The 24,412-nt window shown below is 72.8% G+C and carries 25 protein-coding genes; 11 read left to right on the forward strand and 14 right to left on the reverse strand.

What is annotated here, in order from left to right; all coding sequences use genetic code 11:
• Positions 1–10: 10 nt before the first annotated feature.
• The 4 genes from ACZ7OU_RS34425 to ACZ7OU_RS34440 all read right to left on the reverse strand — a co-directional run bounded on the left by ACZ7OU_RS34425 (position 11) and on the right by ACZ7OU_RS34440 (position 4,867).
• Complete coding sequence (locus tag ACZ7OU_RS34425) at positions 11–355, reverse strand: SPW repeat protein (protein WP_470258420.1); 345 nt, start codon at positions 353–355, stop codon at positions 11–13.
• A gap of 82 nt (positions 356–437) precedes the next feature.
• Entirely contained in the window at positions 438–944 is a 507-nt protein-coding gene (locus ACZ7OU_RS34430) for a hypothetical protein (protein ID WP_470258421.1), read from the reverse strand.
• Positions 945–1,045: 101 nt separating this feature from the next.
• Positions 1,046–4,060 carry an AfsR/SARP family transcriptional regulator gene (locus ACZ7OU_RS34435; protein ID WP_470258422.1) on the reverse strand — a complete coding sequence of 1,005 codons (3,015 nt, stop codon included), beginning with the start codon at positions 4,058–4,060 and terminating at the stop codon, positions 1,046–1,048.
• Positions 4,061–4,162: 102 nt separating this feature from the next.
• On the reverse strand, positions 4,163–4,867 hold the full coding sequence (locus ACZ7OU_RS34440) for a DJ-1/PfpI family protein (RefSeq protein WP_470258423.1): 705 nt from the start codon (positions 4,865–4,867) through the stop codon (positions 4,163–4,165).
• Positions 4,868–4,965: 98 nt separating this feature from the next.
• Between ACZ7OU_RS34440 and ACZ7OU_RS34445 the strand changes: the two genes are divergently transcribed.
• The 3 genes from ACZ7OU_RS34445 (at position 4,966) to ACZ7OU_RS34455 (ending at position 8,001) form a co-directional block, all read left to right on the forward strand.
• Positions 4,966–5,943, forward strand: coding sequence for a GlxA family transcriptional regulator (locus tag ACZ7OU_RS34445; protein ID WP_470258424.1), 978 nt, complete (start codon positions 4,966–4,968; stop codon positions 5,941–5,943).
• Between the two features lie 201 nt (positions 5,944–6,144).
• Positions 6,145–7,683 (forward strand): YibE/F family protein, encoded by a 1,539-nt coding sequence (locus ACZ7OU_RS34450; RefSeq protein WP_470258425.1) that lies wholly within the window; start codon positions 6,145–6,147, stop codon positions 7,681–7,683.
• Between the two features lie 72 nt (positions 7,684–7,755).
• Complete coding sequence (locus tag ACZ7OU_RS34455; RefSeq protein ID WP_470244624.1) at positions 7,756–8,001, forward strand: hypothetical protein; 246 nt, start codon at positions 7,756–7,758, stop codon at positions 7,999–8,001.
• Here ACZ7OU_RS34455 and ACZ7OU_RS34460 read toward each other — a convergent pair.
• Positions 7,973–8,614 (reverse strand): hypothetical protein, encoded by a 642-nt coding sequence (locus ACZ7OU_RS34460; RefSeq protein WP_470244726.1) that lies wholly within the window; start codon positions 8,612–8,614, stop codon positions 7,973–7,975. The genes ACZ7OU_RS34455 and ACZ7OU_RS34460 overlap by 29 nt on opposite strands.
• 2 nt (positions 8,615–8,616) lie before the next feature.
• On the reverse strand, positions 8,617–9,183 hold the full coding sequence (locus ACZ7OU_RS34465) for an MBL fold metallo-hydrolase (RefSeq protein WP_470259026.1): 567 nt from the start codon (positions 9,181–9,183) through the stop codon (positions 8,617–8,619).
• 147 nt (positions 9,184–9,330) lie between these two features.
• Here ACZ7OU_RS34465 and ACZ7OU_RS34470 point away from each other — a divergent pair, with 147 nt between their 5' ends.
• From ACZ7OU_RS34470 to ACZ7OU_RS34485, 4 genes are all read left to right on the forward strand, one after another.
• Positions 9,331–10,203 (forward strand): peptidylprolyl isomerase, encoded by an 873-nt coding sequence (locus ACZ7OU_RS34470; RefSeq protein WP_470244625.1) that lies wholly within the window; start codon positions 9,331–9,333, stop codon positions 10,201–10,203.
• A complete protein-coding gene (locus tag ACZ7OU_RS34475) occupies positions 10,203–10,982 on the forward strand; it encodes an aminotransferase class IV (RefSeq protein ID WP_470258426.1) in 780 nt (259 codons plus the stop codon). The genes ACZ7OU_RS34470 and ACZ7OU_RS34475 overlap by 1 nt, the downstream gene beginning before the upstream one ends.
• Positions 10,983–11,094: 112 nt before the next feature.
• Positions 11,095–11,877: a LysM peptidoglycan-binding domain-containing protein gene (locus tag ACZ7OU_RS34480; RefSeq protein ID WP_470258427.1), complete on the forward strand. Its 783-nt coding sequence runs from the start codon at positions 11,095–11,097 to the stop codon at positions 11,875–11,877.
• 65 nt (positions 11,878–11,942) lie between these two features.
• A complete protein-coding gene (locus ACZ7OU_RS34485) occupies positions 11,943–12,533 on the forward strand; it encodes a hypothetical protein (protein ID WP_470258428.1) in 591 nt (196 codons plus the stop codon).
• 31 nt (positions 12,534–12,564) lie between these two features.
• Here ACZ7OU_RS34485 and ACZ7OU_RS34490 read toward each other — a convergent pair whose 3' ends face one another.
• The gene (locus ACZ7OU_RS34490; protein ID WP_470258429.1) at positions 12,565–13,344 is read right to left on the reverse strand and encodes an enoyl-CoA hydratase/isomerase family protein; all 780 of its coding nucleotides are present in this window, start codon (positions 13,342–13,344) and stop codon (positions 12,565–12,567) included.
• A 73-nt stretch (positions 13,345–13,417) separates the two neighbouring features.
• On the opposite strand from ACZ7OU_RS34490, the gene ACZ7OU_RS34495 reads away from it, so the two are divergent.
• Complete coding sequence (locus ACZ7OU_RS34495) at positions 13,418–14,254, forward strand: alpha/beta fold hydrolase (protein WP_470258430.1); 837 nt, start codon at positions 13,418–13,420, stop codon at positions 14,252–14,254.
• Here the strand turns inward: ACZ7OU_RS34495 and ACZ7OU_RS34500 are convergent.
• The 3 genes from ACZ7OU_RS34500 to ACZ7OU_RS34510 all read right to left on the reverse strand — a co-directional run bounded on the left by ACZ7OU_RS34500 (position 14,247) and on the right by ACZ7OU_RS34510 (position 17,386).
• On the reverse strand, positions 14,247–14,594 hold the full coding sequence (locus ACZ7OU_RS34500; RefSeq protein WP_470258431.1) for a hypothetical protein: 348 nt from the start codon (positions 14,592–14,594) through the stop codon (positions 14,247–14,249). The two genes, ACZ7OU_RS34495 and ACZ7OU_RS34500, sit on opposite strands and share 8 nt — an antisense overlap.
• Positions 14,594–16,270, reverse strand: a complete 1,677-nt coding sequence (locus ACZ7OU_RS34505) for a hypothetical protein (RefSeq protein WP_470258432.1) — start codon at positions 16,268–16,270, stop codon at positions 14,594–14,596. The genes ACZ7OU_RS34500 and ACZ7OU_RS34505 overlap by 1 nt, the downstream gene beginning before the upstream one ends.
• Positions 16,271–16,366: 96 nt before the next feature.
• On the reverse strand, positions 16,367–17,386 hold the full coding sequence (locus ACZ7OU_RS34510) for a helix-turn-helix transcriptional regulator (RefSeq protein ID WP_470258433.1): 1,020 nt from the start codon (positions 17,384–17,386) through the stop codon (positions 16,367–16,369).
• 87 nt (positions 17,387–17,473) lie between these two features.
• On the opposite strand from ACZ7OU_RS34510, the gene ACZ7OU_RS34515 reads away from it, so the two are divergent.
• Positions 17,474–17,890 carry a cupin domain-containing protein gene (locus ACZ7OU_RS34515; protein WP_470244633.1) on the forward strand — a complete coding sequence of 139 codons (417 nt, stop codon included), beginning with the start codon at positions 17,474–17,476 and terminating at the stop codon, positions 17,888–17,890.
• A complete protein-coding gene (locus ACZ7OU_RS34520; RefSeq protein WP_470258434.1) occupies positions 17,887–18,288 on the forward strand; it encodes a DUF1304 domain-containing protein in 402 nt (133 codons plus the stop codon). The genes ACZ7OU_RS34515 and ACZ7OU_RS34520 overlap by 4 nt, the downstream gene beginning before the upstream one ends.
• On the opposite strand, the gene ACZ7OU_RS34525 is transcribed toward ACZ7OU_RS34520, so the two are convergent.
• Positions 18,285–18,707 carry a MarR family winged helix-turn-helix transcriptional regulator gene (locus ACZ7OU_RS34525; RefSeq protein WP_470258435.1) on the reverse strand — a complete coding sequence of 141 codons (423 nt, stop codon included), beginning with the start codon at positions 18,705–18,707 and terminating at the stop codon, positions 18,285–18,287. The genes ACZ7OU_RS34520 and ACZ7OU_RS34525 overlap by 4 nt on opposite strands.
• Before the next feature lie 45 nt (positions 18,708–18,752).
• Between ACZ7OU_RS34525 and ACZ7OU_RS34530 the strand changes: the two genes are divergently transcribed.
• Positions 18,753–20,027 carry an amidohydrolase family protein gene (locus ACZ7OU_RS34530; RefSeq protein WP_470258436.1) on the forward strand — a complete coding sequence of 425 codons (1,275 nt, stop codon included), beginning with the start codon at positions 18,753–18,755 and terminating at the stop codon, positions 20,025–20,027.
• Here ACZ7OU_RS34530 and ACZ7OU_RS34535 read toward each other — a convergent pair.
• The 3 genes from ACZ7OU_RS34535 to secF all read right to left on the reverse strand — a co-directional run bounded on the left by ACZ7OU_RS34535 (position 20,024) and on the right by secF (position 24,412).
• On the reverse strand, positions 20,024–22,372 hold the full coding sequence (locus ACZ7OU_RS34535; protein ID WP_470244636.1) for a RelA/SpoT family protein: 2,349 nt from the start codon (positions 22,370–22,372) through the stop codon (positions 20,024–20,026). The genes ACZ7OU_RS34530 and ACZ7OU_RS34535 overlap by 4 nt on opposite strands.
• A 290-nt stretch (positions 22,373–22,662) precedes the next feature.
• On the reverse strand, positions 22,663–23,181 hold the full coding sequence (locus ACZ7OU_RS34540) for an adenine phosphoribosyltransferase (RefSeq protein WP_470258437.1): 519 nt from the start codon (positions 23,179–23,181) through the stop codon (positions 22,663–22,665).
• A 1-nt stretch (position 23,182) separates the two neighbouring features.
• Entirely contained in the window at positions 23,183–24,412 is a 1,230-nt protein-coding gene (secF, locus tag ACZ7OU_RS34545) for a protein translocase subunit SecF (protein WP_470244638.1), read from the reverse strand.

Below are 24,412 nucleotides of genomic sequence, written 5' to 3' on the forward strand. Positions count from 1 at the left end.
GCGCAAGGGGTCAGGCGCCGCGGACCACGACGACTCCCGCCACGACGACCACAGCGCCGGCGACGACGTTGCCGGCGAACGCGGCCGCCGACGGCTGCGTCTCCGCCGCGGACCGCAGCAGCCACGGCGAAAGCGCGGCCCAGGCGCCGAGCACGGGCACGACCCAGCCCAGGAGCCGCGCGCGCCGTGCGATCGCCAGCGCGACCAGGACCAGGCCGACGACGGTGTTGCTCAGCGCGAGCACGCCAGCCCCGCCGAACCCGGCGATCCAGGGCGCGAGCACGAGGTAGACACCGGCGAGCACCACGAGGCCCGCGGACACGGCCGTCCGGCTGCCGCTCGAAGTCGTCTTCACTCCGGAGAGGTACCCGGCGGTCTCGGCCGGTAACCGGGAACTGCCCGCAGCCCTCGTGACGGGCAGGCCCCGGCACCGGACGTCAGCAGCCGCAGGTGTAGTACGTGATGTCCCAGTGGTTGCCCTCGTCGCAGTAGAGGTTGCCGGAGCCGGCCTTCCACTGCGGGTAGCCGTCGCCGCGCAGCCCGATGTAGCTGAAGGTGTTCTTGATGTAGTTGTCGATGCAGCTGTTGTGGGCGATGTCGACCTTGTAGCCGTTGTAGTGGCTGTAGGTGCCCGACGCGTGGCCGACCTCGGTGCCGCCGGTGATGTTGACCGCGCAGCCGCTCGCCCGCTTCAGCGTGATCACCCCGGTGACCGTGGTCTGGTTGATCTGCTCGTAGGACGTGCAGGTCGAGTTCGACCGCGTGGTGCAGCCCCCGCTCGACGAGTGCGTGACCCCGGCGGCGGACAGCTGCGACGCGGCGGCCGACTGGCTGAGCTTGGTGACCTCGACGCTCGCCGACGCCGTGCCGATGGTCGCGACCACCATCGCGGCCGAAGCGGTCAGCCCCACCGCCACGCGCGCGAGCATCCGTTGTCCCGGCATGCCTTGCTCCTTCTCCTGCGACGATCTCAGACGGCGGCAGCCAAATCGGGACGGCCATAACTTCGCCAAACGGCGGCGCCGCGGACCCCGGCGGGAGCGCGTCAGGTCCTGATCTTCGTCAAGACTTCACGAGTCCGGTCCCGTGCCGGGGATTCACTGGTGACGGCGGTGAGCTCCCGCAGCGCGCGCAGCTCCCACAGCGGGAACCCGAGCTCCTCGAACAGCCCCGCCGACGTCCGCAGCAGCCGCGCGGCCTCCGGTCCGGCCCCCTCGTCGGCGTGCGTCCGGCCGAGGCTGAGCAGGGTGTACCCGGCACCGCGGCGGTCCCGCAGCTCCCGGAACACCCCCATCGCGACCCGCAGGTGCCACCGCGCGCCCGCCGGATCACCGGTGCGGCGGCGCAGCTCGGCGAGGGAGCGGTGGGTGTAGGCGGCGGCGTGCCGGTGCCCGATCTGCTCGAACAGCGCCAGCGAGCGCGTCAGGCAGCGTTCGCCGTGGCCGAGCTCTCCCGCGTCGGTGTGCAGGTCGCCGAGGCTGCGCAGGACGTGGGCCTCCCAATGCCGCTCCCGGGTCCGGACGGCACCGCCGAGAGCACCGGTGAGCAGGTCGGCGGCCTGGTCACAGCCACCGTGCCGGCGCAGGACATCGGCATAGCGCTTGGCGGCGTGATCGTGCCAGCGACCGTCGTCGCATTCCCGCGCGAGCAGCATGCTGACCTCGAAGCTCTCGACGGCGCGTCGCACGTCCCCGACGTCCTCGGCCAGCGAGCCCAGCTGCGCCGCCGCGGCAGCCTGCCCATGACGATCGCCGCACTGACGCAGCAGGTCGAGTGCCTCGACGAGCGCGGCTTCGGCGGCCCGCGGATCACCCCCGTCGAGGTCGACGTCGGCGAGCGCGGCCAGCACGGCGCCGGTGCCTTGCGGGTCGTCCAGCTGCCGGAAGCGGTTCTCGGCCATGACGAAGTAGTTGCGCGCCTGCCGTCCGCGGCCGTGCTGGAGGTGGACCGAGCCGAGGTTGTAGAGCTTTTCGGCTTCGGCGTGCGGGTCTTGCCTGCGCCGGGCGGCGGCGAGGCCGAGGACCGACACGGCGCGGGCGGTGTTGCCGAGCCACGGGGTGCCGGCCAGGGCGGTGCACGCGTCGGCGAGGCGTTCGGTGAGGTCGTGCCAGCCGTGGGCGCCGGCCAGCCTCGCGGCGGCGGCGAGGTGCGCGGTCTCCGCGGCGGCCCAGCCCACGGGATCGGCGGCACCACGCGACCCGCGCACGACCTCCGGTCTTGCCGGGCCATCACCGGCGTCACCCCGGGCAAGCCCGGCCGGACCATACGACCCGCGCGCGGTCCCTTCCCCCACCAGGCCACCACCGGCCTCCCCCCGCGTGCGCTCCGCGAGGGCGAGCGTGACCTCGCACGCACGGCGCAGCGCGACCCCGTCCGTCTCCGGCGCCGCCCCCTCCGTCAGCACCAGCCGGGCGAACGGGGCCACCGCCCAGTGCGTCCCGGCCGGGTCCAGCAGGTGGGCGCCGGCCAGCGTGTCGAGCCGGGCGCGGGCCTCGTCCAGAGGGCAGTCCAGCAGCGCCGCGGCGCACCAATCCGGTACCGGACCGGCGAAAGCCGCCAGCAAACGCAGCAGATACCGGTCCGGCGCCGGCCTTTCCCGCAGCGACGACGTCACCACGGTCCGCACCGCGAGATCGCCCGTGGACAGCTCGTCGAGCCGGCGGCGGTCGTCGGCGAGGCGGGCCGCGAGGTCGGCCACGCGCAGGTTCGGCCGCGCCGCCAGTTTCGCCCCGGCGATCCGGACCGCCAGCGCCAGCCCGGCACAGTGGCCGAGAAGTCGTTGCGCCGCTTCGGGTTCCGCCCGCAGACGCGCCTCGCCCGCGATCGCCGCGAGCAACGCCCAGGCGTCCTCTGTAGACAGTCCGACGACCGGAACCGGCCGCGCTCCACACAAGCCCGGCAGCTCACGGCGCGCCGTGACCAGCGTCGCGCAGCCGGGTCCGCTCGGCAGCAGCGCCCGCACCTGGGCCTCGCTGGTCACGTCCTCCAGCAGCACCAGCAGCCGCCGGTCCGCGGTGTAGCCGCGCCACAGCCCGGTCAGGCCCGCGCGGTCGGCCAGCTCCGCGGGCGTCGCGCCGAGCAGGCGCAGGAAGCCGGCCAGCACGGTCGCCGGGTCCGCGTCCCGCAGCGACGCCGTCAGCTGGCCGTCGGGGAACCGGCGGCGCGCCCGCCACGCCGCCTGGACGGCCAGCGCGGACTTCCCCGCGCCGGCGGCCCCGTGCAGCACCACCGGGCCCGGGCCGCGCAGGGCCCGGCCGACGTCGGCGAGCTCGCCCGCGCGGCCGGTGAAGTCGGGCACGGCCGGCGGCAGCTGGGCGGGCGGCCCCGGCGTCGTCCAGTCGGTGCCGGCGATCCGGCGGTACACCGCGACGAGGTCGTCGCCCGGCCAGACGCCCGCCTCTTCCCAGAGCGCCCGCCGCGTCCGCCGGAGCACCTCCAGCGCCGACTCGCGACGGCCGACGGCGCCGAGCGCGGACGCGAGCCGGGCGGCGAACCGCTCGTCGGCGGGGCGGGCCGCGACGACCGGGTCGAGCCGCTCGACGACGGCCCGGCCGTCCCCGTCGGCGAGCTCCAGCTCCACCAGCTGCAGCAACGCCGCCGAGCGCCGGTCCTCCAGCCACAGCTTGTGCGCCTCCAGCAGCGGCCCGCCCGCGACGTCGGCGAAGGCGTCACCCCGCCAGCACGCCAGCGCCCGTTCGAGCGCGCGCCGGCGCTGCGCCCGGTCGTCGGCGCCCGAGGCCAGCAGCGTCACGAAGTCGTCCGCGTCCAGCTCCCCCGGCTCGACGGCCAGCGCGTAGCCCCGCGGCCCCGAGAGCAGGCGCTGCCCGGCCTCGGCGGTCCCGAGCCCCGGCGAGAGCGTCTTGCGCAGCTTCGACACGGTGACCTGCACGATCGCCGCGGCGCTGGACGGCGCGCCGTCCGGCCACAGCTCGTCGACCAGGGTGTCGCGGCCGACGTACTGACCGGCGCGCGCGAGCAGGACGGCGAGCAGCCGCCGCGGCTGGGCCGCCGACGGCAGCACGACGGAGGCCGTCATCGGGCCGAGGACCTGGAACCGCACGGCTACACCTCACCCGCGAGATCACCTGATCGAGCGGGGGTGAATGTAGCCCTCGGATGCCTGGCATTCCGCCCGATCACCCGGATGGCCGACGACGTTGGTTCAGGTGTGCGCGAGCAGTTTGCCCAGGAGCTCCGGGTTGTCCGCGAGCCCGGCCCGCAGCGTGTGCTCGCGCAGCGGCTTGAGGTCGCCGTAGGGCTGGTTCGCCCAGTCCAGGCCGCCCTGCGGCGGTTCCGGGTCGTACTCGATGGCGAACTGGACGTTCGTCGCGATCTGCCGCCCGGCCAGCCGTTCGACCAGGTGCAGCGCCAGGTCGATGCCGGCCGAGACGCCCGCCGCGGTGATCACCCGGCCGTCCTCGACCCAGCGCCGGGCGACCGGCGTCGCGCCCAGCCCGGTCAGCAGGTCTCGGAACATCCAGTGCGTCGTCGCCCGCTTGCCCTCGAGGAGCCCGGCCGCGCCGAGGATCATCGAGCCGGTACAGACCGACGTCACCAGCTCGGCGCCGGCGGCCGCGGTCCGCAGCCAGGCGAGGAGGCGCTCGTCGGACATCGCCTGAAGCGTCGGCACGGTGCCGCCGGGCACCAGCACCGCGTACGGCGACGGCACCTCGTCGAAGGTGTGGCTCGGCGCGACGCTCAGCGGCGTGTCGGTGCCGACGGTGTCCTTCGTGGCGCCCACGACGACGGTCCGGTAGGTCGCGTCCAGCTGGGCCAGGGCACTCAGCACCTGGAGCGGGCCCACCAGGTCCAGCGGCGTCAGGCCCGGGTAGACGACGAAGGCGAGGGTCTTCTGCTCAGCGGTCATGGCCCTCACCCTGGCGGGGGCCGCCGGCGCGGCGGACGCGGATGTCCGGAATCCTGCGAACCGCGTCCGAAGGCCGGTCCGGCTGCTAGCGTGCGATCATGGCAGGTTCACCCAGACGGGTCACGATCGTCGGATTTCCCGACGTGGAGCTGCTGGACGTCGCCTGCCCGGCGGACGTCCTCGACGCCGCCAACCGCCACGGCGCCCGCCCGCCGTACGAGATCCGGCTGGCCACCATCGACGGCCAGGCCATCCCCACCTGCTCCGGCCTGATCCTGCAGCCGCACCTGCGGCTCGACCAGGTGGCGGGCGAGCTCGACACCCTGGTCGTCGCGGGCGGCTGGGGCAGCACGACGGCGGCGTCCGACGAGCGCGTGCTGGCCCACATCCGACGGCTCGCCCAGAGCAGCCGGCGGGTGGCGTCGGTCTGCACGGGCGCGGAGGTGCTCGCCGCGGCGGGCCTGCTCAACGGCCGCCGCGCGACGACCCACTGGCGCTGGGCGGCGAAGCTGGCGGAGGCCTACCCGGCGGTGACGGTGGATCCGGTGCCGCTCTACATCCGGCACGGCAACGTCTACACGGCCGCCGGGGTCACCAGCGGGCTCGACCTGACCATGGCGCTCGTCGAGGCCGACCACGGGCCGACGCTGGCCCGCGAGGTGGCCCGTTCGCTGGTGACGTACCTGCAGCGGCCGGGGAACCAGGCCCAGGTCAGCCTGTTCCTGGCCGGCCCGCCGCCGGAGCACCGCGAGGTCCGCGACCTGACCGCGTACATCGCCGAGCACCTCGACGAAGACCTCGGCACACCGGCGCTGGCGGCCCGCGCGGGGATCAGCACCCGCCAGCTGACCCGCCTGTTCGACGCGCACCTCGGTACGACGCCGGGCAAGTACGTCCGCACGATCCGCACCGAGCACGCGGCCCGGCTCCTGTCCGGCAGCGACCTCCCGCTGGCGACGATCGCCCGCCGCTGCGGCTTCGGCTCGACGGAGACCCTGCGGCAGGCCTTCCTCGACCACTTCGACACCCCACCGTCGGCCTACCGCCGGGTCCACGTCCGCCAGACCCACAGCTGACGCCGTGTCGTCCATCGGCGTACGCGTGTCGTCCGGCTGAGTACGCGTGTCGTCCGTTCCCGTACCCGGACCGCGATGGCCGACACGCGTACCTGGACGGACGACACGCGTATCCGGATGGACGACACGGCGCATCCGGACGAACCGGGCCGTCGGCGGCCCCTCGCGCGGGACGGCGGATCCCGCTGTCAGGATGTGCGCGTGGACCGCCCCGACCTGGACGACGACGCAACCGGCCCGATTCGCCGGATCACGGACGACGTGTCCGCTTCGCCGGGCGGAACGCCCCGGAAACCCGTCCGCCGGACGCCGCCCGAGGGCGCGCGCCGCCGCACCGACACCGGACCGCAGCGGGTCCCGAACACCGGCGCCCAGCGCGTCCCCACCGGCGACAAGCGGACCGACACCGGGCCCCAGCGCGCAGCTCGCCGCGGCGACACCGGACCCCAGCGGGTCCCGGCCAAGCCGCGCCCCGCGAAAAAGCCCGAACCCGAGACCGGACACGGGCACGGCCATGGGCACGGCCACGGACCCGCCGCCCCGGCGTCGAAACGGGTCCGGCTCCTGCTGATCTGGATGCTCGCGCCCCTCGCGCTGGCGACCGTCGTCGGCATGATCGTGCTCTACCCCTGGGGCAAACCGGACCCGACGAGCGTCGTCCCGCAGGGCACGCCCGTGGCCGCGAACATCACCGCCACCAATACGGGCCCGTGCCTCGCCCAGGGCCAGGTGCAGGTCGGCGACCAGACGGACCCGAACGCGAAACCCTGCCTGACCGCCGACCTCACCATGACCGACGGCCCGGCGAGCGGGAAGCAGCTCAAGCTGACCGTGCCGATCGAGCCGAGCACCCCGCGGTTCAGCGCGGGCGACGCCGTCGTGCTCGCCTACAACGGCGGGAACGCGAACGACCCGGCGAGCTTCCAGCTGGTCGACTTCCAGCGCGGCACCCCGCTGCTCCTGCTCGCCGCGCTCTTCGCGGTCGCGGTGCTGGTGCTCGGCCGCTGGCAGGGCCTCGCCGCGCTCGTCGCGCTCGGCCTGTCCTTCCTCGTGATCGCGCTGTTCATCCTCCCGGCCATCCTCGCCGGCGAGAACCCGCTGGTCGTGGCCATCGCCGGCTCCGGCGCGATCATGTTCATCGCGCTCTACCTGACCCACGGGCTGACGGCGAGAACGTCCGCGGCGGTCCTCGGCACGCTCGCCAGCCTCGCCCTCATCGGCGTCCTGTCGGCGATCTTCTCCGCCGCGGCGTCGCTGACCGGGCTCGACGACAGCACGTCGACCCTGATCGGCTCACTGGGCCACGGCATCGACTCGCGCGGCCTGCTGCTCGCCGGCGTCGTGATCGGTGCGCTCGGCGTGCTCGACGACGTCACCGTCACCCAGACCAGCGCCGTCTGGGAGCTGCGCCGGGCCAACCCGGACCTGAGCTGGCAGGAGCTGTACCGCTCGGGCCTGCGGATCGGCCGCGACCACGTCGGTTCGGCGGTCAACACGCTCGTGATGGCCTACGCCGGGGCCGCGCTGCCGGTGCTGCTGTACTCGTCGATCTCCGGCGTCGGGCTGGGTGCGCTGCTCGGCAGCGAGGAGATCGCGCAGGAGATCATCCGGACGCTCGCCGGCAGCGTCGGCATCGTGGCGGCCGTCCCGGTGACGACGGTCCTGGCCGCGCTGATCGCCTCACGCGAGCCCGCCGGGTACCTCAGCAGCACCAAGAAGGCCGTTCCGTCCCACCCGTAACACCGGCGCACCCCGAGCGCGGCCGACCAGCGAGAACGCGGTAGGAAGGCGGCAGCCGACCCGGGAGGCGCCATGTTCCTGCTCGCCGGACCGCGGTGCCTCGTGCGGGGCGCGCTGCGGGTGGTCACGGCCACCGTCCAGGCCGTCGAGTCCCTGCCCCGGATCGCGGCCGCCCTCGACGACGTCCGCGCCACCCTGCACCACGTCGAGCGCCTGGCCGCGTACATCGCGCAGGAGGTGCCGGAGCTCGTCTACCAGCTCGAACAGCTCCGCGAGGCCGACGAAGAGCTCAGTCGAGAGTCGCCACGAACCGGCTGACGGCCTCCATCGTGAACCGCTGCACGTACTTGCCCGACGGCGCCACCGACGCCAGCCGGTAGAGCGGGCGGTCGGCCACACCGGAGCCGCGCGCTTCGGCCTTCAGCTCGGCGACCAGCAGCTCGCCGAACACGAGGCCGTTCGCCTCGACGTTGTTCATCAGCGCGTTCGCCAGCTTCCGCAGCTGCAGGATGCCCAGCTCGCGCCCGCCCGTCCCGGAGAACACGGCGAGGTCCACCTTCCCCACCTTGCCCCGCTGGCCGGCGTTGACCAGCAGGCTGACCGTGCGGGAGCCCCGGACGTCGCCGATCACCAGGTCGAGGCGCGTCGCGGCGACCAGGTCGACCCGGCGCAGCCCCCAGGTGCGCACGAGCAGCGTGGAGCCCTCCAGCCAGACGCGGCGGCGGATGCTGACCGCCATCACGTACAGCAGCGGCAGCGCGATCACCAGCGCGACGATCAACCCGATCAGGGTCCCGCCGATGAGGCCCGCGACGCCGCCGAACGCCGCGGCGACGATCACCACGCCGATGACGCCCGAGGTCCCGCGGCGACGGCGGCCGCGCGGGTCCTCCTCGAACAGCGCCACCCGTTCCGGCTGCTCCTCGGCCATGCTCACGCCCCCGTCCCGGCGAGGAACGGGTTGCCCGCGCGTTCCCGGCCGATCGTCGTCGCCGGGCCGTGGCCCGGCAGCACCACCGTGTCGTCCGGCAGGCCCTCCAGCAGTGCGAGCACCGCCTCCGGGTCGGCGCCGCGGCCGACCGACCCGGCGAACAGCGTGTCGCCGGTCAGCGCGAGCCGGCCGCCCTCCGAGGTCTCCAGGCCCAGCACCACCGAGCCGGGCGTGTGCCCGGGCAGGTGCCGGACATCGACGGCCAAACCGGCGAAAGTGCCCGAACCGAGCGGCACGCTCTCGCCGTCGTACAGCGCAGCGTCGGCGGGGTGCAGGTGCAGCGGGACGCCGTGCTCGGCCGACAGCGACGCGGCCGAAGCGACGTGGTCGGGGTGCCCGTGGGTGGCGACGAGCGCCGCCGGGACCAGCCGGTGTTCCGCGAGCGCTCCGGCCAGCGGAGCGGCCACCTCCTGCCCCGGATCCACGACCACGCACGGCCCGCCGGCGGCCTCCGCCAGCAGGTAGCAGTTGGCCTGCAGCGGGCCGCTGCCGAACCCGACGACGAGCACCGAACGCCTCCCGGACATCCGCGCCGGATGGCGCCGATCACGATCGGGTTGAGACTAGCGGGCCCTGTACATGGTCCTCACAGGCTGTGCCCATACACTGCCGCTACCTCAGACGTGTGACACAAGCGGAAACCTGGAGGGTACGGGGTGGCGACCAACCAGCAGCGCCGCGAAGCTGCGAAGCGCAAGCTCGAGAGGCAGCTCGAGCGCCGATTGGAGCAGCAGAAGCGACGCAGGAGGATCGGCGCTGGTGTCGTCGGCGTGGCCGTGCTCGTCGTCGCGGGCGTGGTGGTGTGGATCGTGAGCGCCAACGGCGGTGACAGCACCGACACCGCGGCGTCGTCGTCGGCCGCGCCGCCGCCGACCGACCTCCAGATCCCGACGCAGCGCACGGCGCTGCCGAAGCGGACGACCGCGCTGCCGAACCCGACGACGTGCGACTTCAAGGCCGACACGACGGGCAAGGCGCCGAAGAAGGTGAACCTGCCCGACGGCAAGAACGTCGCGTCGACCGGCACGGTGAACGTGACGCTGAAGAGCACGGCGGGCGACATCCCGCTGACGCTCGACCGGGCGCTCGCGCCCTGCGCGGTGCAGAGCTTCATCAGCCTCGCGAAGCAGAACTTCTACAACGACACCATGTGCCACCGGCTGGGCACCGAGGGCCTGCAGATGCTGCAGTGCGGTGACCCGTCGGCGACCGGCGACCCGACCCAGGACGGCCAGGGTGGCCCCGGCTACACGATGCCGGACGAGGCGTTCCCGGAGATCAAGTACGGCCGCGGCATCCTCGCGATGGCGAAGACGTCCGCCCCGAACTCCGGCGGCAGCCAGTTCTTCATGGTCTACGGCAGCGCCGAAGGCCTTCCGGCGGACTACTCGGTGTTCGGCAGCATCAGCGACGAGGGCCTGAAGGTGCTCGACGCGGTCGCCAAGGCGGGCATCGCGAACCCGAACCCGCAGGACGGCACCGGGGCGCCGACCAAGCAGGTCAAGTTCACTGGCGTCACCGTCTCGTAGTGACACGGCGCATCGAGCTGAACGGGGACCCGCTCGGCCCGGACGCCTTCGTCGCGGGAATGACCTCCTACGGTCACTTCACCGCGATGCAGGTCCGGGACGGGCGGGTCCGCGGGCTCGCGCTCCACCTCGAACGGCTGGCCACGAGCACCCGCCTGCTGTTCGGCTCCGACCTCGACGTCGACCTGGTGCGGTCCCACGTCCGGCAGGCGATCGCCGGCGAACCCGCCCTTTCGGTCCGGGTCCTGGTGCTCACGCGCTCGTTCGACGAGCCGATGCGGCCGGAGATCCTCGTCCGGACGCTCCCGCCGCACCCGCCCGACCCGGCGCCGCTGCGCCTGGGGACCGTGCGCTACCAACGGGATCTGCCGCAGGTGAAGCACCTCGGCACGTTCGGCTTGATCTACCACGCCCGCCAGGCCGAGCTGGCCGGGTACGACGACGCGCTGTTCGTCGATCCCGCGGGCCGGATCAGCGAGGCATCGGTCTGGAACGCCGGTTTCCTGGCCGGCGACACGATCGTGTGGCCAGAGGCCGCAGTACTGCCGGGGATCACGATGCTGGCGCAGAAGGAAGCCCTGCACCGCCTGGGTGTCCCGCAGGAGACGCGCGAAGTCCGGCCCGCCGACCTCCGCGGCTTCGACGCGATGTTCGTGACGAACTCCGAGACGCCCGGACGGGCGGTGACCTCGGTCGACGACCTCGTGCTGCCGCCCGCGGACCGCGCGGTGGAGCTGCTCGCGAAGGCGTACGAAACCGTGCCCTGGGACGAGATCTGAACCGCCGCTCGCCCCCTCCCCACCGCAAGATCTGAACCGCGCCCGCTCCGGCCCCGTGTTAAGGGGCAACACCGGGACCCGCCGGGGTCGCCGGGGAGAGGGTGGGAGAACCATGGCCGAAAACCGGGTTCCCGCGGTGCGCCGCGTTCTCGGACGGGCCGGGCAGGCCGGAGCCGCCGGCGTCCTCTTCGCCGTGCTCGCCGGCGGGCCCGCGCTCGCGCAGGCCACCCCGCCGCCCCCGGTCAAGTACTACATCGTCCCGCACGCCGACAACCCCGACGACATCACGCTGTTCAGGATCGCGGAGCGGGCCCTCGGCGACGGGAACCGGTTCCCCGAGATCTTCCGGCTCAACCAGGGCCGGCCGCGCCCGGACGGGACGCCGTTCACGGATCCCACCGCGATCGAACCCGGCCAGGTGCTGCAGCTGCCCGACGACGCCAAGGACCCCGCCGTGCGGTTCGGCCCGCTGCCGACCGCTCCCCCGGCCGTTCCGCAGGCGAAACCCGCCGAAGAACCGTCCGGTCTCAGCGTCGGGCTCGCCTCGGCGGTCAGCGGCACCGGGGGTCTGCTGACCGGCCTGATCGCCGGGCTCTGGTGGCGACGCCGGCCGCGGATCCTCCCGCCGCCGCCGTTCGAAACCGTCGACGACGAGGACGACACCGGCGCCGGCTCGGTCAGCGGCACCCTGCCGATCCCGATCGTGCCGCCCGAGGTGCTGTACCCGGAACCGATCACCACCGAGCTCTCGATCATCGTGCTCGACACGGCCGAGACGCAGGTGGTCGCCGCGGTCCGGCCCGGCTCGCGGTTCCACTTCCGGATCGGCGGGAAACCGGACTTCGCCGACAGCTCCACCGTGCTCGTCGTCGACGGCGAAGACGACCAGCCCTGAGCTGAACGGCTCAACCGGCGCCGGAACACTGGCCATCGGCCCGCCGGTGCCGCGATAGTCGAACGATGACCTCGGATCCGTTCGGGACGCTGCGGAAGACGCTCTGGATCGGTGGGGCCCCGTGGACGGGCAAGTCCACCGTCGCCCGGCTGCTGGCCGCGCGCCACGGGCTGACGGCCTACCACCACGACGATCGGACCCGCCCCGCCACCCCGGCCGACACCACCCCGGCCGACACCACCTCTGCCGACGACGGCCCGGCCGGCGACCAGCTGACCGCGGTGCTGGCCGAGTTCCGGCAGCGGTTCGAGTACGCGCTGGACGAGCTGCGCGCGTGGGAGTCGCCGCGGCCGATCGTCGCCGAGGGCCGCGGGCTGCGCCCGGAGCTGGTCGCCCCGCTGGTGGACTCGCCGAGCCGGATGGTCGTGCTGGTGCCGACCGAGCTGTTCCGCCAGCACCAGCTGCGGCACCAGCCGGACGCGCCGGCGATCCCGCGCCAGCGGACCCGCCTGACGCGCGACCGGATGCTCGCCGCCCAGGCCGTGCGGTCGGCGCGGGAGCTCGGCATCCGCGTCATCGAGATCGACGGCAGGCTCGATCCGGCCGGCGTCACCGACGTGGTGGCCGAGCATTTCCGCGCATACCTCGACGTCTGACGCCTCTGTGTCCTATGTGGACATATGAGCGTCAGCGGTGCGTGAAGCGCGGCGGACGCCGCTCGAGGAACGCGGCGACGCCCTCCGCGTAGTCCACGCCGTGCAGTGCTTCGGACCGGATCTCCTCGACCTCCGCGTCCGAAGACTCTTGTCCCGCCACGATTTTCTCGATGATCCGGTTCATCCCGCGGATCGAGGCCTGCGAGCGCGAGCAGAGCGTCGAGACGAACTCCAGCGTCGAAGTCTCCAGGTCTTCGGCCGGGAAGACGTCGTTGAGCAGCCCGATCCCGCGCGCCCGGCCGGCCGTGATCAGCTCGCCCGACAGCAGGAAGTACTTCGCGTGCGCCGGGCCGACCAGCGACACCAGCTGGCGCGTCGAGTCGAAGTGGTAGACGATGCCGAGCTTCGCCGGGGTGATGCCGAACCGGGACCCCTCGGCCGCGAAGCGGAAGTCGCACGCGACCGACACCTGGCAGCCGCCGCCGATGCAGTTGCCCTGGATCATCGCCACCGACGGCTTGCGCATCGCGGTCAACGCCGCGACCGCGCCCTCGACCGCCTTGTCGTAGCTCGCCGCGCCGTCCGCCGTCGTGCGCAGCTCGCCGAACTCGCTGATGTCCGCGCCGGCCGAGAAGTGCTTCCCCGCGCCCGCGATCACGAGCACCTTCAGCGCCTGGTCGGCCTCCACCTCGGCCACCACGTCCGGGATCGCCGACCACATGCCGTAGGTGATCGCGTTCATCTTCTCCGGGCGGGTCAGCGTCAGCCGGGCGACTTCGCCGTCGCGCGTCAGGTCGAATCCGTCGGTCATGAACCGCACCCTAGCTTCTCGCCCTGAGCGAAAAGTGCGGTGTGTGACACGGTCGTGTCGCTAGCTTGGGGCCATGGCGATGATCGAGGTGGCGGGAACGGCGTTCGGGTACGACGAAGCGGGTGAGGGGCCCGCGGTCGTGCTGCTGCACGCCGCGATCGGCGACCGCCGGATGTGGGACGCCCAGTTCGCCTCGCTCGCCGCCACGAACCGGGTGATCCGCTACGACCGCCGCGGCTTCGGCGAAACCGCCGACGGCCCCGGCGAGTACGCCCACTACGAGGACCTGCTGGCCCTGCTCGATGCCCGGGGGATCGAGCAGGCCACGCTGGTCGGGGCGTCGATGGGCGGGGCGTGCGCGCTGGACGCCGCCCTCGCCGCGCCGGAGCGGGTCACCCGGCTCGTGCTGCTCGGCTCGGGCCTGACCGGGCACGCCTGGCCGGACCACATGCAGCGGGACATCGCGGAGCTGACCGCGGAGGTGGACCCGGCCGGGCGCCTCGCCCGTTACGCCGCCCGCGAAATCGCCGTCGACGAGGCCGACGTGCGGGCCATGGCGGAAGCCAACATCCGCTACCTCGTCGCCGGCCCGGGGCGGGACGTCTCCGTGCTGCCGGCCGGCATGCTCGCACTGGTCAGGGAAATGTGCGCGCAGGTCTACCGGCACGACTGGACGGCTCCACAGTGGACGGAGCGGATCCCCGACACGCGGCACCGGCTGGGCGAGATCACGACGCCCGCCCTGGTCGTGATCGGGACGGCGGACGCGCTCGGGCTCATCGAGCTTTCCCACCACCTCGCGGAGTCACTGCCGAACGCCGAACTGGTCGAGCTGCCCGACACCGGCCACCTTCCCTCGATGGAACGACCCGACGACGTCAACGCTTTGCTGCGGAAGGTCTTCAGCTGAAGATCTTCTGCACCTGGTCGGAGATCTTCGCGACCAGCTCGGAGAACTGCACCACCCCGCCCAGCAGGCCCTTGACCTTCTCCCACCGGGTGCGCACCACCGCGGGCTCCGCCGCGTCGCCGGCGCGCAGGTCGCCGGCCAGGTCGGTCAGCGTGTCCTCCAGCACCTCCTGCTTCGCGAGGTCCTTCCCGCGCACCTCGGCCGTCAGCCGCTCGACCAGGTCGAGCAGCGAGGAGACCGTGGCGTCGGCGTCGCCGCCCGCGATGCCGGTCTGGGTGATCCGGCCCGAGTTGTCGCCGCCGATGCTGACCTTGTTCGTGATCCGGTGTCCCCGCGCCATCAGGCCTCCGTTCCGGCCGGGCGGCCGGTCGTCCGGGGCGCGCGGGGGCCGCGCAGCCCGGTCTGGGTGATCGGGGCGCGGTTGTCGCCGCCGATGGTGATGTCGTTGTTGATGACGACCGCCGCCTGCTCGTCGAACTTCGCCGTCGAGAACCCGGCGTCGCCGAGCAGCCCGCCGATCGTCGGCAGGAGCCTGCTCTCGATGATCTTCTCGTACCGTTCGACGTCGACGAGCTGGAAGTAGTCGGTGAACAGGTTCACCGACGCTAGCTCGCGCAGGGTGTTCGCGGCGCCGTAGCGCTCCGGGTCGAGGACGCCGGCCTCGCGCTTGGGCTGCCGGATCCACGACGCCAGGTTGCCGATCCGGCCGGGCAGGCTCGCCGGCAGCTCCAGCCACGCGAGCAGCCCCTGGCCGTACGGGCGCAGGGACTCCTGGCGCATCCTGTCCACCACCCGGTACTCGGCCCGGATCGGCGGCAGCATGAACGGCGTCCACTCGACGTACAGCGTCGTGTCGTCCACCGCCAGGTGCAGGAACGTCGTGAGCACCAGGTCCCGGTCCCAGGTCTCCACCTGGAAGCACAGGTAGTAGCGCGCCCACTCCTTCGGTTCCCGGCGGATCCGCTCGACGTCGGCCTCGGTCAGCCGGGTGTGCGGCGGGTACTCGATGTCCGGCAGGAAGGCCGCGGTCTCGCTCTCCCCCAGGTGGTCGACGAGCTCGGCGGCCGGGGTGAACACCGCCTCGGTCACGGTCAGCCCGCCGAGCCGGCGGTCCGGGGACAGCGCGGCCGAGCGGCGGAGGTCACCGATCGCCCCGCGGATCTCCTCGTACAACGTCTCGGTGGTGAGCTCGCGGCGCTCTTCCGGTTCGGTTCCGTCGTCGTCGACGCGCTCCAGCGGGATGGCCATGGACCAGGCGCCGCGCCGGAAACCCGCGCCCACGAAGGGTTTGTAGCCGCGGTACACGACCAGGGGCGCGCCGGGCGTCCCGGCGAACTCGTCGCCGCGCTGGTAGCGGCCGAGCTGCGCGCGGAAGTCTTCGGTGAACAGCCCGGTGAGGCTGCCACTGTCGGGGGCGGGCGGCGCGAAGCGCTTGAAGCGCGTCGTCAGCAGGTTCCACAGCGACCAGCGCTCGAACGTCACGACCATCAGCACGACCGCGGCGAGCACGATCCCGAGGACGAACCGGGCGGTGTCGCCGCCCGAGGTGTCGCCGTACTCGACGTCGGCGTAGTAGCGCGACGAGGAGTACCGGCTGCCGGAACCGAAGATCTCGTCCGAGTAGGAGAGCAGCAGCCAGACGACCACGACGGCGACGGCCAGCAGGGCGAGCACCCTCGGGTTGAGCTGCCGTTCGGTCGGCGGCGCGTTCCGGCCCGTCCGCGCGATCATCAGCACGATCGAAAGCACGATCCACCCGTACAGCAACGGGTTGTCCCACGACAGCCCGATCACGACGGCCATGAGCAGCACCAGCACGCCGTCGTAGTTCTTCCGGCGCGCCCGCGCCCGCACCGCCTCGGTGAGCACGCGGCCCGCGTCGAGGCCGGGCGACGGCGGCACCGGCCGGGTCGGCTCGACGAGGAACTCGGTGATCGCCCGCTTGCTGTACCGGGGGTCGAGGTAGGAAGCCGCGCAGAGGTAGCGCGTGGTGTCGTCGGCCGTGCCAGGGGACATGCGCGCTCCCTCGGGGAAATTCCGGAAAGACCCACCCTGCAATTTGCCGACCGTAGCATGCACATCCCGGACACGGGACGGCATTTCGGGCACCGGTTACGCCAGCAGTTTCGCGGTCAGTTCCCCGCGGCTGCGGACGTCCACCTTCCCGAACACGGACTTGAGGTGGTCCCCCACGGTGTGCGCGGAGATGCCGAGCCGGCCGGCGATGTCCGAAGTGGACCGCCCCGCCAAGACCTCGCGGCAGACGTCGCGTTCGCGCGCGGTCAGGCCGTACGCGGCGAGCAGCACGCTCAGCAGCTCGGCTCCCGACGCGCGGCCGACCGTCACCACCGTCTCGTCGTCGGAACCGGTGACCAGCCGGCTCGCGTGCAGCACGATCCAGCCGCCGCGGGCGTCGCGGACCCGCGCGCGGAAGGTTCCGGTCGCCGCCGCCCGCGCGCCGGTCACCACCGCGCGCAGCAGCACCGCGAACCGGCCGGGGGCGATCGCGTCCAGTTCGGACCGCCAGCCCGCGGCCGCCGCGGTGGCCGCCCGCTGCCGGCCGTCCGGGCCGGCCACGACGATCGCCGGGTCCGCCCGCTCCCCCGCGTCCCGCGTGCGCGCGGCCACCCGCGTCGCCGCCGCCACCGCCGGCGCGATCGCCGTCAGGAACTCGACTTCACGGTCGCTGAACTCGCCGCTGCGCGCCAGACCGGCCGCGCCCCACGACGTGCCGTCGACCCGGAACACCACCCGCAGCTCGTGACGCAGGCCCAGCGGCCGCCAGACCTCGTTGAGCCGCCCGCTGCGCTCGACGTCCCGGTGCGGCAGGTCCGAGAGCCGGGCGACCGGGACCGGCCGGGCGGCCAGCTCGGCGAACGTGTGGGGCTGGGCGCCGTCGTACTCGTAGGTCGCCAGCAGCGGCTCGTACTCCCCCGGGATCCGGGCGCGCCCGCTGGTCATCGAGCTGATCACGGCGGTGTCCGGGTCCAGCGACGCCCAGCACGTGAGCTCCGCGGGCACCACGCGCTCGACGAGCTCGATCGCGGCGGCGTGCAGCTCGGCGACCCCGAGGCCCGCCGTCGCGAGCGCGGCGATGTCACGCCGCGCGCCCTGCGCGAGTCCCTCCCACATGGACGCAGTATGCGCCGCGCCGTGACCTCGGGGTATCCCACGATTCCGGGATGGCCGCCGGCTCCCCCGGTTTCCACACTCGGCGGCATGACCCATTTCAGCGCACCGGGCGAAGGCCCGGAACTCGATTCGAAGGACGCGCGGATCACCGTCAAGGTCGGCGCCGAGCACACCGGCGGCGCCTATGAGCTGTTCGAGGTCGACGCGCCCCGCGGGCCGTCGGTCCCGCCGCACGCCGAGCCGTGGGCGAAGAGCTTCTACGTGCTGCACGGGCGCATCACGGTCTACGTCGACGGCGAGCTGCACGACCTCGGCCCCGGCGCGTCGATCAGCATCCCGGCGGGCGCGGTCAACACGTTCACCGTGCACACGCCGTCGGCGCAGTTCCTCGCGGTGGGCCTGACCGCCGCGATGGGACGCTTCTTCCGCGACGTCGACCAGGCCCCACCGGAGCGGATCCCGGAGATCGCGAGCCGGCACGGCATCGAAATGGCCCGGCCGTGAACGCCGTCGTCCAGGTCTTCGCCGGGATCGCGGCGCTGGTGCACCTGCTCGCGTTCACCTGGGAGGTCGTGCTGTTCGAACGGCCGGGCGTGCACCGGGACATCTTCCGCATCCCGACCGAGAACCTGCCCGCCACGCGGCTGTGGTCGTTCAACGTCGGGTTCTACAACCTGTTCCTCGCCGCCGGCCCGATCACCGGGCTGATCCTGCTGCACACGGGAAACACCGCGGCCGGGCAAGCGCTGGTGCTGTACTGCTGCGGGTTCATGGCGCTGGCGGGCGTCGCCCTCGGGGTGTCGGACCTGCTGGCGCTCAGCCGTCCCCGGGGCAGCGGCCGCGGCGGCGCGCTCGCGCAGGCCGTGCCACCGCTCGTCGCCCTGGTCGCGGCGCTGTTCTAGCCGGGCTCGATCAGCTGCTCGCTCCAGGCCCGGATGGCCGCGGCCTGCTCGGGCGCGAGGCGGTCGAGGACGAGCCGGCGGATGTTGGCGCCGTGGGCCCGGGTGGCGCTCTCCGCCGTCCGGTGCCCTTCGGCGGTCAGCTCGACGCCGGTGCGACGGCCGGTGGCGCCGTCTTCGGTCCGCGCCACCAGGCCGCGGTTCTCCATGCGCGTCAGCAGGTGTGCGACGCGGCTCTTCTCCCAGTCGAGCGCGTCGGCCAGCTCGCCGACGCGCATCGGCTTCCGCAGCGTCATCAGGACGCTGAACTCGGCCTTCGAAATGCCGCAGTCGCGCTGCAGGCCGCGGTCGAGCTCCCGGGCGAGCAGCCGCTGCGCGCGCATCCAGGTGTCCCAGAACGCCCACTCCGCCGGCTCCAACATGGGAGTAGCATACAGAGTTGACGCGTCAACTCTTGGAGGAGACCGATGAAGACACTGCTTCGCGGCGGCATGGTGGTCAGCATGGATCCGGCGCTCGGGGACCTTCCCCGTGGCGACGTGCTCATCGAGGACGGCCGGATCGCCGCCATCGGCGCCACGCTCGACGCCGACACCGAGATCGCCGACGCCGAGATCGTCGACGCGACGGGGAAGATCGTGCTGCCCGGGTTCGTCGACACGCACCGGCACACCTGGCAGACGGCGTTCCGCGGCCTCGGCGCGGACTGGACGTTCGACCAGTACCGCGTCGCCGCGCACGGCACGCTCAAACCGCACTACCGGGCCGACGACGTCTACCTGGGCAACCTCCTCGGCCGCCTCGAAGCGCTGAACTCCGGCGTCACGACCATGCTCGACTGGTTCCACTGCGCCCTCCACCCGGAGAACGCCGACGCCGCGATCGCCGGGCTGCACGACGCACCCGGCCACTCGATCTTCTGCTACGGCGCCGACGGGCCGGACATCGCGCCGGAGATCCGGCGGGTGCGGGCCCTGCTGCCGGGCGACGACATGGCACTCGGCCTGCGCGGCCCAGTCGTGTCCACAATGGACGAGACCGCCGCCGATGTCGCGCTGGCACGGGAACTCGGGCTGCGGGTGAGCACGCACGTCCACGGCACCGGCGGCTGGCGGCACGGCGACCGGCCGATCGCCGGGATGCGAGACCGCGGGCTGCTCGACGAGCGCACGACCGTCGTGCACGGCAACGACCTGTCCGACGACCAGCTCGTGATGCTGGCCGAGGCGGGGTGTTCGGTGTCGGTCAGCCCGGACGTCGAGCTGAAGATGGGCTTCGCGCCGCCGGTGACCGGCCGGGCGCTCGCCGCCGGCCTCCGCCCGACGCTGTCGGTCGACGACTGCCTGTCCGCCGGCGGCGACCTGTTCGGCGCCATGCGCACGGCACTGGCCGCCGAGCGCGGCGGCGTCACGGCGCGCGACGTCCTCGAGTTCGCCACGGTGGACGGCGCCCGGGCCTGCGGGCGCAACGGCGGCCGCCTCGCCGTCGGCCGCGACGCGGACCTGGTCCTGCTGGACGCCGAGGACCTCTCGGTCTTCCCCGTCGGCGACCCGGTCCGCACCATCGTCAGCGCCGGTCACCCCGGGCTGGTGGACAGCGTCTACGTCGCCGGCAAGGCGGTCAAACGGCACGGGCGCCTGCTCGACGTCGACTTACCGTCTTTGCGCGCGCGGCTCCTGGAGTCACGCGAGCGCATCGCCGCGGCCGCCGGCATCGCCGTCGACGGGTCGTGGACGCCCTAGGAAGCCGACGTCACGCGGTAGACGTCGTAGACGCCTTCCACGCCGCGGACCACCTTGAGGACGTGGCCGAGGTGCTTCGGGTCGCCCATCTCGAACGAGAAGCGGCTGACCGCGACCCGGTCGCGGGACGTCGTCACCGATGCGGAGAGGATGTTGACCTTCTCGTCGGCCAGCACCTTCGTCACGTCCGACAGGAGCCGGTGGCGGTCGAGCGCCTCGACCTGGATGGCCACCAGGAACACCGAGGACGCCGACGGCGCCCATTCGACCTCGACCAGCCGCTCGGGCTGGGACTGCAGGTCGCCGGCGTTCGTGCAGTCGGTGCGGTGCACCGAAACGCCGCCGCCGCGGGTCACGAAGCCGAGGATCTCGTCGCCCGGCACCGGGGTGCAGCAGCGGGCGAGCTTGGCCCAGACGTCGCTGGCGCCCTTGACCACCACGCCGACGTCGTTGGAGCCGCGGCGCCGGGTGACGGTCGAGGGCGTCGCGCGCTCGGCGAGCTCCTCCTCCGCCGCGTCGACCCCGCCGATCAGCGCGACGAGCCGCTGCACGACGTGCTTCGCGCTCGTGTGGCCCTCGCCGACCGCCGCGTAGAGCGACGAGATGTCGGCGTGGCGCAGCTCGGTGGCGACCGCGCCCATCGACTCCGCGGAGACCAGCCGCTGGATCGGCAGGCCGACCTTGCGGATCTCCTTGGTGATGGCTTCCTTGCCGCCTTCGATCGCCTCGTCGCGGCGTTCCTTGGCGAACCACTGCCGGATCTTCGCGCGCGCCTTCGGGGACCCGGCGAACTGCAGCCAGTCGCGGCTCGGGCCGGCGCTCTCCGCCTTCGAGGTGAAGATCTCGACGACTTCGCCGTTTTCCAGCTTGCGTTCCAGCGCCACCAGGCGGCCGTTGACGCGCGCCCCGATGCAGCGGTGCCCGACCTCGGTGTGCACGGCGTAGGCGAAGTCGACCGGCGTCGACTCGACGGGCAACGTGATGACGTCACCCTTCGGCGTGAACACGAAGATCTCGCGCGAGGCCAGCTCGTAGCGCAGCGACTCGAGGAAGTCGCCCGGGTCCGCCGCCTCACGCTGCCAGTCGAGGAGCTGGCGCATCCACGCCATCTCGTCGACGTCCACGGAGTTGCCGTTGTGCGTGCCCTTGGTTTCCTTGTAGCGCCAGTGCGCGGCGATGCCGTACTCGGCGGTGCGGTGCATCTCGTAGGTGCGGATCTGCACCTCGAGGGGCTTGCCGTCCGGGCCGATCACCGTGGTGTGCAGCGACTGGTAGACGCCGAACCGCGGCTGGGCGATGTAGTCCTTGAAGCGTCCGGGGACGGGCTGCCACAGCGCGTGGACGACGCCCATCGCCGCGTAGCAGTCGCGGACGTCCTCGACCAGGATCCGCACGCCGACGAGGTCGTGGATGTCGTCCAGGTCGCGGCCGCGGACGATCATCTTCTGGTGGATCGAGTAGTAGTGCTTCGGCCGGCCCTCGACCTTCGCGGTGATCCGCGACGACACGAGGTTGCTGGTCAGGTCGGTGATGACCGACCGCAGGTAGATGTCGCGCGAGGGCGCGCGGTCGGCGACCAGGCGCACGATCTCGTCGTACTTCTTGGGCTGCAGGATGGCGAACGCGAGGTCCTCCAGCTCCCACTTGACCGTGGCCATGCCGAGCCGGTGCGCGAGCGGGGCGAGGACTTCGAGCGTTTCGCGGGCCTTGCGGGCCTGCTTCTCCGGCGGCAGGAAGCGCATGGTGCGCATGTTGTGCAGCCGGTCGGCGAGCTTGATGACCAGGACGCGCGGGTCCTTGGCCATCGCGATGACCATCTTGCGGATGGTCTCGGCCTCGGCGGAGGTGCCGAGCTTGACCTTGTCCAGCTTGGTGACGCCGTCGACGAGCTCGGCGACCTTCTCGCCGAAGTCGGCCTTCAGGCTCTCGACGGCGTAGCCGGTGTCCTCGACGGTGTCGTGCAGCAGCGCCGCGACGAGGGTCGTGGTGTCCATGCCCAGCTCGGCGAGGATGGTCGCGACGGCGAGCGGGTGGGTGATGTACGGGTCGCCGGACTTGCGCCGCTGGTTCCGGTGCAGTTCCTCGGCGACGTCGTAGGCGCGCTGCAGCAGCCCGAGGTCGGCGTTGGGGTGGAGCTCGCGGTGGATGACGGCCAGCGGTTCGAGGACCTGCTTGACCGGGGCCGCGCGCTGCGCGGTGATCCGCCGGGCCAGGCGCGCCCGGACCCGCCGGGTCGCGGACGGGTTCGGCGCCGCACCGTTCGGCTTCGGCGGCTGGGCCGCCGCCTGCCCGTTCTGCTGGGCGCCCTCTTTCGAGGGCACTGCGGCGTCGAGCTCCTGGCTCACCCGCACCTCCTGCTGCTCGTGCGGCCTTTCGAACCACCAGGGTAGCCGTTGCGCCTCGCGGCCCTCTCGGGTGCGCCCGTTCAGGGGGATATGACGCCCGCGACCAGGGGCTTCACCCCGCGATGGGGCCCATCACCCCGAAGCCGGATTGTGACTACGGACGGTGGTACCGCGTCAAGGCGGGAAAGCGTGCCTTGACCCGGCACCACCGTCCGCGTTCTGGCTTCGGATCGGGGTGCCGGGGGCGGCCTGGGTGGGGTGCGGTGCGGGACGGCTGTCCGGCACCCCTCTCAGCAGGTCTGCAACGCGTGGATCTTCCGGCCGCCGAGGACCTCGCGGCCCCGCAGGGCACCCAGCTCCAGCACCACCGACACGCTGTCCACGACGGCTCCCACGTCCTCCAGGAGCTTGCCCGTGGCCGCGACCGTGCCGCCCGTCGCGAGGACGTCGTCCAGGATCGCGATGCGCTGGCCGGGCTTCACGACGCCGGCCGGGAGCTCGACCGTCGCCGTGCCGTACTCCAGCGCGTAGTCCACCCGGCCCGCCACCCGCGGGAGCTTGCCCGGCTTGCGGACCAGCACCACGCCGAGGCCGCGGGCGTACCCGACGGCCGCGGCGAGGAGGAACCCGCGGGCCTCCACGCCGGCGAGCGCCTCGACGCCATCGTCGAGGGTGCCCGCCAGCGCGTCGGTCACCGCTTTGAACGCGCCCGCGTCCGCGAACAGCGGACTCAGGTCGCGGAACAGCACGCCGGGCTCCGGGAAGTCCGGCACCTCGGCGATCAGGCCGAGGGCGTCGTCCAGCCGCACGTCAGCGCTTCCGCTTGCCCGCGGGCTTGCCGGACGGGCGCTGCTTCTGGATCCGGGCGGGGACGCTGGCCGCGGCCGCGTACGCCTTCTCCTTGCGCAGCTCCGCCGCCAGGGAGTCGTCGTCCGACGCGTCGAAGTCCTCCGCGCCGGCCGCCTTGCGCTCCTGGCTGATCCGGCGCTGCTGGACCCGCTCGGCCTGCTGCCGGTACTTCGGGTCGCGCATCTTGAAGTCGACCAGCAGCGGCGTCGCCAGTGCCACCGACGACAGGACGCCGACGAGGGTACCGGTCAGCTGCACCAGGGCCAGGTCCTGCAGCGTGCCCGAGCCGAGCAGGACGTACCCGACGATCAGCAGGCCCAGGATCGGCAGCAGCGCGATGAACGCGGTGTTGAACGACCGCATCAGGGTCTGGTTCAGCGCCAGGTTCGCGGCCTCGCCGTAGGTGCGGCGGGTCAGGCCGAGCAGGCCGCGCGTGTTCTCGCGGACCTTGTCGAACACCACCACCGTGTCGTACAGCGAGAACCCGAGGATCGTCAGCAGGCCGATGACCGTCGCCGGCGTGACCTCGAAGCCGACCAGCGAGTAGACGCCGGCCGTGACCAGGATGTCGTGCAGCAGCGAGATGAGCGCCGCCGCGGCCATCCGCGCGTCGAAGTAGATCGCCAGGAAGATGACGACCGCGACGAGGAACACCGCGAGCGCCAGCAACGCCTTCTGAGAGATCTCGCCGCCCCAGGACGCGCTCACCGCGCTGTCACTGATCGCCTGCACGCTCGGCTGCTTGTTGCTGCCGATCGGGCCCAGGTCCTGGAACAGGGTCTGCTTGACCTTCGCGACGTCGGCCGCGTCCAGCGTGTCGGTGCGGATCTGGATGGTCGACGCCGCACCGGAGCCGACCTTCTGCGCCTCCGCGGCCGGGCGGCCGAGCGCCTTCTGGAACGACTCCTTCGCCTGCTCCTCGGTGATCACGCCGTGGATGCCGTTGGCCGGCATCTGGATCTGCGTGCCGCCCTCGAACTCGATGCCGAGGTTGAAGCCCCGGAAGACCATCGACGCGAGGCAGACCAGCACCAGGCCGGAGAAGAACAGGTACCAGCGCTTGCGCTTGCCGACGACGTCGAACGCGCCGGTGCCGACGTAGAGCCGGTGGAAGACGCTTTCCTTCTTGCCGGGCTTGGCCGCCACCTTGACGTCGCCGTCGGCGTCCGTGCCCGAATTCTCGACCGCCAC

Source organism: Amycolatopsis sp. NPDC114505 (assembly GCF_055633615.1).

What these genes read in the sequence shown, in the direction of transcription:
- ACZ7OU_RS34430 (WP_470258421.1), bottom strand. Translation starts at nt 944, where the DNA reads ATGCCGGGACAACGGATGCTCGCGCGCGTGGCGGTGGGGCTGACCGCT.
- ACZ7OU_RS34440 (WP_470258423.1), bottom strand. Translation starts at nt 4,867, where the DNA reads ATGACCGCTGAGCAGAAGACCCTCGCCTTCGTCGTCTACCCGGGCCTG.
- ACZ7OU_RS34445 (WP_470258424.1), top strand. Translation starts at nt 4,966, where the DNA reads ATGGCAGGTTCACCCAGACGGGTCACGATCGTCGGATTTCCCGACGTG.
- ACZ7OU_RS34455 (WP_470244624.1), top strand. Translation starts at nt 7,756, where the DNA reads ATGTTCCTGCTCGCCGGACCGCGGTGCCTCGTGCGGGGCGCGCTGCGG.
- ACZ7OU_RS34460 (WP_470244726.1), bottom strand. Translation starts at nt 8,614, where the DNA reads ATGGCCGAGGAGCAGCCGGAACGGGTGGCGCTGTTCGAGGAGGACCCG.
- ACZ7OU_RS34480 (WP_470258427.1), top strand. Translation starts at nt 11,095, where the DNA reads ATGGCCGAAAACCGGGTTCCCGCGGTGCGCCGCGTTCTCGGACGGGCC.
- ACZ7OU_RS34485 (WP_470258428.1), top strand. Translation starts at nt 11,943, where the DNA reads ATGACCTCGGATCCGTTCGGGACGCTGCGGAAGACGCTCTGGATCGGT.
- ACZ7OU_RS34490 (WP_470258429.1), bottom strand. Translation starts at nt 13,344, where the DNA reads ATGACCGACGGATTCGACCTGACGCGCGACGGCGAAGTCGCCCGGCTG.
- ACZ7OU_RS34495 (WP_470258430.1), top strand. Translation starts at nt 13,418, where the DNA reads ATGGCGATGATCGAGGTGGCGGGAACGGCGTTCGGGTACGACGAAGCG.
- ACZ7OU_RS34500 (WP_470258431.1), bottom strand. Translation starts at nt 14,594, where the DNA reads ATGGCGCGGGGACACCGGATCACGAACAAGGTCAGCATCGGCGGCGAC.
- ACZ7OU_RS34505 (WP_470258432.1), bottom strand. Translation starts at nt 16,270, where the DNA reads ATGTCCCCTGGCACGGCCGACGACACCACGCGCTACCTCTGCGCGGCT.
- ACZ7OU_RS34510 (WP_470258433.1), bottom strand. Translation starts at nt 17,386, where the DNA reads ATGTGGGAGGGACTCGCGCAGGGCGCGCGGCGTGACATCGCCGCGCTC.
- ACZ7OU_RS34515 (WP_470244633.1), top strand. Translation starts at nt 17,474, where the DNA reads ATGACCCATTTCAGCGCACCGGGCGAAGGCCCGGAACTCGATTCGAAG.
- ACZ7OU_RS34525 (WP_470258435.1), bottom strand. Translation starts at nt 18,707, where the DNA reads ATGTTGGAGCCGGCGGAGTGGGCGTTCTGGGACACCTGGATGCGCGCG.
- ACZ7OU_RS34530 (WP_470258436.1), top strand. Translation starts at nt 18,753, where the DNA reads ATGAAGACACTGCTTCGCGGCGGCATGGTGGTCAGCATGGATCCGGCG.